The sequence below is a fragment of the Pseudomonas sp. G1002 genome, assembly GCF_013385455.1.
Taxonomy (GTDB): Bacteria; Pseudomonadota; Gammaproteobacteria; order Pseudomonadales; family Pseudomonadaceae; genus Aquipseudomonas.
In genome coordinates, this window is sequence record NZ_JACAPY010000024.1 from 179,007 (window position 1) to 187,195 (window position 8,189).

Annotated in this window: 6 protein-coding genes; 5 read left to right on the forward strand and 1 reads right to left on the reverse strand. The window is 59.3% G+C overall.

Annotated elements, in window-relative coordinates; translation table 11 throughout:
- Positions 1 to 522: 522 nt before the first annotated feature.
- Positions 523 to 2,478, reverse strand: a complete 1,956-nt coding sequence (gene acs / locus HX801_RS13195; RefSeq protein WP_003214346.1) for an acetate--CoA ligase — start codon at positions 2,476 to 2,478, stop codon at positions 523 to 525.
- A gap of 394 nt (positions 2,479 to 2,872) precedes the next feature.
- Here acs and HX801_RS13200 point away from each other — a divergent pair, with 394 nt between their 5' ends.
- The 5 genes from HX801_RS13200 to HX801_RS13220 form a co-directional block, all read left to right on the forward strand.
- A complete protein-coding gene (locus HX801_RS13200; protein ID WP_008435250.1) occupies positions 2,873 to 3,142 on the forward strand; it encodes a DUF2790 domain-containing protein in 270 nt (89 codons plus the stop codon).
- A gap of 143 nt (positions 3,143 to 3,285) precedes the next feature.
- A complete protein-coding gene (locus HX801_RS13205) occupies positions 3,286 to 4,149 on the forward strand; it encodes an AraC family transcriptional regulator (RefSeq protein ID WP_177022210.1) in 864 nt (287 codons plus the stop codon).
- A gap of 130 nt (positions 4,150 to 4,279) precedes the next feature.
- Positions 4,280 to 5,536 (forward strand): DUF1479 domain-containing protein, encoded by a 1,257-nt coding sequence (locus HX801_RS13210; RefSeq protein WP_177022211.1) that lies wholly within the window; start codon positions 4,280 to 4,282, stop codon positions 5,534 to 5,536.
- A gap of 37 nt (positions 5,537 to 5,573) precedes the next feature.
- A complete protein-coding gene (locus HX801_RS13215; RefSeq protein ID WP_177022212.1) occupies positions 5,574 to 6,857 on the forward strand; it encodes an ABC transporter substrate-binding protein in 1,284 nt (427 codons plus the stop codon).
- A gap of 470 nt (positions 6,858 to 7,327) precedes the next feature.
- Positions 7,328 to 8,189, forward strand: an 862-nt coding sequence (locus tag HX801_RS13220) for a ribonucleotide-diphosphate reductase subunit beta (protein ID WP_177022213.1), incomplete at its 3' end; no start/stop codon positions are given.

An 8,189-nucleotide genomic window follows, 5' to 3' on the forward strand; every position in this document is an offset into this window, starting at 1 on the left:
TCAATGCGACAACAATTTACAGAAGCACCGAGAAAGCGGTTCCAGCACATTGACAGCCTCTTGATTTTATGCAGAGGCAAAAGATATTAAACCTGTTAACGCTGCAAGTTGCGGGCCTATTATTCGCAAACCCTTCTAGCACGGCAAGTGTAGCGTTGGATCTAATTTTTCAGGGCGTCTAAGACGCGGGTTTTCGGGGCAACGGCGTAGCACTTTGCCTCATGTTTGGGCGTGGGGTTACACATTTGCCGGGCTCGGTAACATTCAGAAACTTCCTACAACACAATCCGATATTTATTGGCCTTGTGTAAGTCGCGCCACTGAATGACCAATCTTGGAATGCAATCAAAATGTGGGAGCGGGCTTGCTCGCGAAGGCGGTGTGTCAGTGGGTGATGTGCTGGCTGACACGCCGCCTTCGCGAGCAAGCCCGCTCCCACATGGGTTATAGGTCGCCTGTCCGATCGCACAAAAAAGCCCCACCCGGCCTACGCCGAATGGGGCTTCGTCCCACAAACCCGCCTTACGCCACGTTCATGGTCTTGTGCGTCTCGATCAAATGCGCCACCACACTCGGATCCGCCAGGGTGGAGATATCCCCCAACCCGTCGTATTCAGCGGTGGCAATCTTGCGCAGGATCCGGCGCATGATTTTCCCCGAACGGGTCTTCGGCAAGCCCGGTGCCCACTGGATCACATCCGGTGAAGCAATCGGCCCGATCTCTTTACGCACCCAGTTTTTCAACTCCAGGCGCAACGCTTCATTCGGCTCTTCGCCGTTTTTCAGCGTGACATACACATAGATGCCCTGGCCCTTGATGTCATGAGGCACCCCCACCACCGCCGCTTCCGCGACTTTCGGGTGCGCAACCATGGCGCTCTCAATCTCGGCGGTGCCCATGCGGTGGCCGGAGACGTTCAGCACGTCGTCCACCCGCCCGGTGATCCAGTAGTAGCCATCCTCGTCACGGCGCGCACCGTCACCGGTGAAGTACATGCCACGGAAGGTCTTGAAGTAGGTGTCCACAAACCGGTCATGGTCGCCATACAGCGTACGTGCCTGGCCCGGCCACGAATCCAGGATCACCAGGTTACCCTCGGCCACGCCTTCAATCAGGTTGCCGAGGTTATCCACCAGCGCCGGTACCACCCCAAAGAATGGGCGCGCCGCCGAACCCGGCTTGAGCGCATGGGCGCCCGGCAGCGGGCTCATCATGTTGCCGCCGGTCTCGGTCTGCCACCAGGTATCGACGATCGGGCAACGGGATTGGCCGACGTTCTTGTAGTACCAGTCCCACGCTTCCGGGTTAATCGGCTCACCCACCGAACCCAGCAGGCGCAAGCTGCTGCCATCGGCGCCTTCGCAGGCGGCGGTGCCGGAGGCCATCATGGCGCGGATCGCGGTCGGTGCGGTGTAGAGGATGTTCACTTTGTGCTTGTCGACGATCTTCGCCACCCGGGTGATGTCCGGATAGTTCGGCACGCCTTCGAACATCAGCGTGGTCGCGCCGTTGGCCAGTGGGCCATAGACGATATAGGTGTGGCCGGTGACCCAGCCGACGTCGGCGGTGCACCAGTAGATTTCGCCCGGGCGGTAGTCAAACACGCGCTCGTGGGTCAGGGCTGCGTACAATAGGTAGCCGCCGGTGGTGTGCTGCACGCCCTTCGGCTTGCCGGTGGAGCCGGAGGTGTAAAGGATGAACAGCGCTTCTTCGGCGCCCATCTCTTTCGGCGCACACACGGTGCCCGCCACTTTCATCAGGTCTTCGTACCAGATGTCGCGATGCTGGTTCCACTTGATGTTGCCACCGGTGCGCTTGCACACGATGACTTTCTGGATGCTGCTGGTTTCCGGGTTGGTCAGGGCGTCGTCGACGTTGGCCTTCAGGGAAATCTTCTTGCCGGCACGAATGCCTTCGTCGGCGGTGATCACCACCTTGGATTTGCAGTCGATGATCCGACCGGCCAGGGCCTCTGGCGAGAACCCGCCAAACACCACCGAGTGAATCGCACCGATCCGGGCACAGGCCAGCATGGCGACCGCGGCTTCGGGAATCATCGGCATATAGATAGTCACCACGTCGCCGCGGTGCACATCCTGGCCGCGCAGGGCGTTGGCGAACTTGCAGACTTCTTCATGCAGCTCGCGATAGGTGATGGTGCGGCTTTCGGCAGGGTCGTCGCCCTCCCAGATGATTGCTGGCTGGTCGCCACGCTCGGCGAGGTGGCGGTCCAGGCAGTTGTAGGAAACGTTGAGGGTGCCGTCGGCAAACCATTTGATGTCGACATGGTGATCGTCGAAGGAGGTCTGCTTCACCGTGGTGAAAGGCTTGATCCAGTCAAGGCGCTTGGCTTGCTCGCGCCAGAAACCGTCGGGATTGACCACCGACTGCTGGTACATGGCCTTGTAGGTCGCCTCATCGGTCAGCGTATTGGCTGCTACTTCGGGGCGAACGGGGTACAGAGAAGCCGCACTCATCTTTCTTACCTCGGTGACATAGTTGTTGTTGTATGACCCTGTTGTAGCCGGGCCGGACCTATAGAACCATTCGACGATGGTAGTAACAAGCCCCTACAAATTGCCCACCTATCCCCTGGCAGCGCTCTGGCCCGCGGCCCGTGGCGCTTTGCAGGTTTCTGAAAAAACCTTCATTTCGCGATTGTTACAAAAACCACCAATAGTGTTTATCAAAAGCACGGGTATATGAATATAACTCGGACGCCTAAAATCAACCTCGCCATCAAGGCACTGTGATTAACAACGTAACAGCCCCCACGAAGGCAACGTTAATCCGAACTTCCCAATCAAGTTACACACGTGGCCTCACAAGGGCCCCGTGACCCCTTTCGACCGCCAAAAGGTAAATAGTCAAATGAAAGCGTTATTAGTTATGGCCCTTAGCAGCTTGTGCGCCACCGCCGCCCTGGCCGACGAAGCCCCGACTGACGTAGCCAGCCAGAGCACCCCGATTGTTGAGGATTACACTTACAGCACCCATCTGGACGTCGCCAAAGTAGTGTCCATGAGTGAAGTCCCGGATGTATGCAAAGTTGTACCGGTAAAAATGGAATATGAAGACTCACAAGGTCAGCGTCATATTCTTCAATATCAGGTCATGGGTAACGGTTGCTCTAACGGATAATAACTTCGTTAGTTTGAACTGAACCTGATCTTACTCGCCGCAAGAAATCGTTCTTGCGGCAAAGAGCCGGCTTATCCCCTACCGCTTGAATCGAATGCTACGATTATGGCGCCGCCACCTCACCTGCAAGGCAGGATGCATTCATGCGAGCCAGTTTCGAAAAAATCCCCACCGAGGCGAACACCTCCTGGACCCTGCTGAACAGGCGTCTACCGGAGGCGATTCCGTTTGAATGGCATCACCATCCCGAATACGAACTGACCCTCACCCTCAACAGCCGCGGGCACCGCTATATCAGCAACGATGTGGCGCTGTACGATGACGGCGACCTGGTGCTGGTGGGCCCGAACGTGCCCCATAGCTGGTCTTCCGCCGAGCTGATCGACCCCGCCAAACCGCACATTGCCCTGGTCATCTGGTTTTCCGAGGCCTGGGCGGACTCGCTGGTGCAACTGTTTCCGGAGATGGGGTCGACGCGTGCGCTATTGGCTGCAGCGCGACAGGCGTTGAGTTTCAGTGATGCTACGTCCCGGGCGCTGCGCCCGGTGATCGAAGCAATGGTCGAGCAAGACGCTTCCCAGCGACTGATCTCGTTGCTCAGCGTGCTCAACACATTGTCCCGGGATATCGCCGCGCAGCGCATCGCGACGGAAAACGCCGCCCCTCACATCGTTGAAGACGCGCGCATCCGCCGCGTCCTGGACTACCTGCACGGCCACTATGCGCAACCTGTCGGCATTCCCGAGCTGGCGCAAATGGCCTGCGTCAGCGTTTCAGCCTTCCATCGCATGTTCCGCAAACATACACGCTGCACGGCGCTGGACTACATCGTCCGGCTACGCATCGGACATGCCTGCGCTTTATTGATGCAGGGCAACCTGGCGGTCAGCGCGATTTCCGAACAGGTCGGCTATGCCTCCCAGGCGTTGTTCAATCGGCAGTTCAAGGCGCACAAGGGCATGACGCCGTCACAGTTTCGGCTTCAACACGGGCATCACTTTCAATAAGCCGATTCTTCTATACGCCTTACAACAAACGCCACAATCGTACTGCTCAACGCGCCAAATCAGGCTGCCGCCCAGGCGGGCCGGGGTGATTCCATACCTGTATGCACACAACAACAAGACAGGTCACCCCATGAGCAACTACCACGCCTTCGAATGCGCCGAGCTGCCGGACGACTACAAGCGCAGCATCGTCGCGATGAAAAAGGCCCTGCGCGCGCAGATCGGCGATGTGCCTACGCTGTTCGCCGAGGTCAGCGAGTTCATCAGTACTGAAATCGCCTCGATCAAGGCACAGCAGTCCGCCTGGCCCGAGCTTGACTTTGAAACCATCGCCAACGGCCAGGTCACCGAAGCACAACGGGCAATCATCAAGCGCAGGGGCTGCCTGGTGATCCGCAACCACTTCCCCAGGGAACAAGTGCTGGGGTGGGACAAGAGCCTGCTGGACTACCTCGACCACAACCATTTCGACGAGGTGTATCGCGGCCCGGCCGACAATTTCTTCGGTAACCTCGAAGCCTCGCGCCCGGAGATATTCCCCATCTATTGGTCCGACGCCCAGATGCAAGTGCGCCAACACGAACGCATGGGCGCTGCACAGTCGTTCCTGAACCGCCTGTGGACCTACAACTCCCAAGGCCGGCATTGGTTCGACCCAGACATCAATGCGCTGTACCCCGACCGCGTCCGCCGCCGCCCACCCGGCACCACCTCCAAAGGGCTTGGCCCCCACACCGACTCGGGCGCCCTGGAACGCTGGCTGCACCCCGCCTACCTCAAGGTGTTCGACAAGATCTACCGCAACGACTTCAAGTCCTACGACCCCTGGGACGCCGCCCATCGCACCGAAGTCGATGAATACGCCTACAAGGACACGGTGAAATGCTCGGCCTTCCGCACCTTCCAGGGCTGGACCGCACTGTGCGACATGCAGGCCGACCAGGGCGTGCTGCATACCTTGCCGATCCCCAAGGCCATGGCCTACATGCTGCTGCGCCCGCTGCTGGACGATGTCCCCGAAGATGAGCTGTGCGGCGTTGCGCCGGGCAAGGTGCTGCCAGTTTCAGAGAAATGGCACCCGCTGCTGGTCCAGGGCATGACCCCGATTCCGGACGTGCAGGCCGGCGATTCGGTGTGGTGGCACTGCGACGTGATCCACAGCGTCGCCCCCGTCGAAAATCAACAGGGCTGGGGCAACGTGATGTACGTGCCCGCCGCGCCCATGTGCCCGAAAAACCTGCGGTACGCCAAGGATGTGCTCAGGGCGTTCGAGCAAGGGGCCTCACCGGATGATTTCGCCCGGGAGGACTACGAGAAAGAGTGGAAAGACCGCTTCATGACGCCGCAACTGAACACCCTCGGCCGCAAAGGGCTGGGGCTGGAATAAGCACCGCTCCCTAAAACAACAAAAAGGGTTATCCCACATGAAAATCCCCCATCGCCTTGCCGTTGCCATCTCCCTCGCCAGCCTTTGCACGTTCGCCGCTCACGCAGCCGACAGCAAAGGCACTGTTGAAGTCGTCCACTACTGGACCTCGGGCGGGGAAGCCAAGTCTGTACAGGTGCTGCAACAACTGATCGAGAAAGACGGCTTCATCTGGCAAAACAGTGCCGTGGCCGGCGGCGGTGGCGCTGCTGCCATGACCGTCCTCAAGAGCCGCGCCGTCTCCGGCAACCCGCCCTCTGCCGCGCAGATCAAAGCTCCGGACATTCAGGAGTGGGGCAAGCTGGGCCTGCTGACCAGCGTCGACAACGTCGCCAAGGCCAATCACTGGGACAGCCTGCTGCCCGAAAGCATTGCGCAACTGATGAAGTTCGACGACCACTACGTCGCCGTACCGCTCAACATCCACCGCATCAACTGGTTATGGATCAACCCCGAGGTGCTCAAGAAAGCCGGCGTGTCCAAAGCCCCGGCCACCCTGGAAGAACTCTACGCCGCCGGCGACAAACTCAAGGCCGCCGGCTTCATCGCCATCGCCCACGGCGGCCAACCCTGGCAGGACACCACCGTATTTGAAGGCCTGGTGCTCAGCATCCTGGGCGCCGATGGCTTCCAGAAAGCCTTTATCGACAACGACGAAGCCACCTTCACCGGCCCCAAAATGACCGAAGTCTTCGTCGCGCTGCGCAAGCTGAAGACCTACATGGACCCCAACGGCGCAGGCCAGGACTGGAACATGGAAACCGACAAAGTCATCAATGGCCAGGCCGGCATGCAAATCATGGGGGACTGGGCCAAGAGTGAGTGGACCGCGGCGGGTAAAAAAGCCGGGGCCGATTATGAATGCGTGCCCTTCCCCGGCTCACAAGGCATTTATAGCTACACCATCGACTCACTGGCCATGTTCAAACCGTCCAGTAAAAATGATACGCCGGGCAACAACGCGGCTCGCGACGACCTGGCCAAGATCGCCCTGGAGCCGCAATTCCAGAGCGTGTTCAACCAGAACAAAGGCTCCATCCCGGTGATCAAGGGCCTGGACATGAGCCAGTTCGACAGCTGTGCCCAGGCTTCCGCCAAGGACTTCGCCGAAGCCGAGAACGCCGGCACGCTGGAGCCGAGCATGGCCTTCAACATGTCCACGTCCCAGGCGGTGCAAGGGGCGGTGTTTGATGTGGTCAGCAACTTCATGAGCAATAAAGACGCGGACCCCGCCAAGGCTGGCAAGCAGATGTTTGCCAGCATCAAAGCCGCAGCCCAGTAACCCCCCGCGACCCGTTCTTGCGCCAAACGGCGCAAGAACTTCCAGACCGAATCTGCCCCAGTTCGGCGCGCTGAAACAAACGCCTACCGCCCGTCAAAAAAATCCAAGCCAGGCAAAGCCTTGTAAACCCGGACCTTGGCTGCAAACACCACCATTTTGGCCGCTCACCGAGACCATCCGCCGCAACACAAAGTCGAATTTTTCCCTATAATGCGCGGGTAAATCGGGCCTGCAATATCCCTTTACACTGGGACGAAGAGCCAGACCTGAGGCCCCCGCTGGAGCCAGTAAGCATTGCTCCGCCCCTCAAGCCTCAAGCAGAACACCCGTAACCCTGATTCCGTTTAATGCGTGCGTTAGCTGCAACAAACGATTCCTTAAGATCCACCGCGGCCTTTGGGCCGTGTGAACACCCCACCATCCGGTTTCACACGGGCACCTTAGAGCCCTCACGCAGGAGACGACACGTCATGCTGAGCTGGGACGAGTTCGACAAAGAAGAAGACGGCGAAGTAGTTGCCAAAGGCGCCAACGCCGGCCACGCCACCGAAGCCAACATGGACCGCCTCGACGGTGCCGGCGCTGCTGCCGCCATCGAAGCCCGCGCCGTCACCGCCAATGACTCCGCCGCCATCGTGCGCGCCAAGGCCGCCCTCGACAAACTCGACGTCGCCGAAGGCCTCGCCGAACTCGAAGGCTCCGCCGCCCGCGTCGCCGTTGACGAAAAGCGCATGATCAACTGCCGCGCCGACCTCAACCAACTCGTACCCTTCAAGTACGACTGGGCCTGGCAGAAGTACCTCGACGGCTGCGCCAACCACTGGATGCCGCAAGAGGTCAACATGACCGCCGACATCGCCCTGTGGAAAAACCCGGAAGGCCTGACCGACGACGAGCGTCGCATCGTGATGCGCAACCTCGGCTTCTTCTCCACTGCGGATTCGTTGGTCGCGAACAACCTGGTACTGGCCGTGTACCGCCTGATCACCAACCCGGAGTGCCGCCAGTACATCCTGCGCCAGGCCTTCGAAGAAGCGATCCACACCCACGCCTACCAGTACTGCATCGAATCGCTGGCCATGGATGAAGGCGAGATCTTCAACATGTACCACGAGATTCCATCGGTCGCCAAAAAGGCTGCCTGGGGCTTGAAGTACACCCGTTCGATCTCCGATCCGAAGTTCGAAACCGGTACCGTTGAGACTGACAAAGAGCTGCTGCGCAACCTGGTCGCGTACTACTGCGTCCTGGAAGGCATCTTCTTCTACTGCGGCTTTACCCAGATTTTGTCCATGGGCCGTCGCAACAAAATGACCGGCGTGGCCGAGCAGT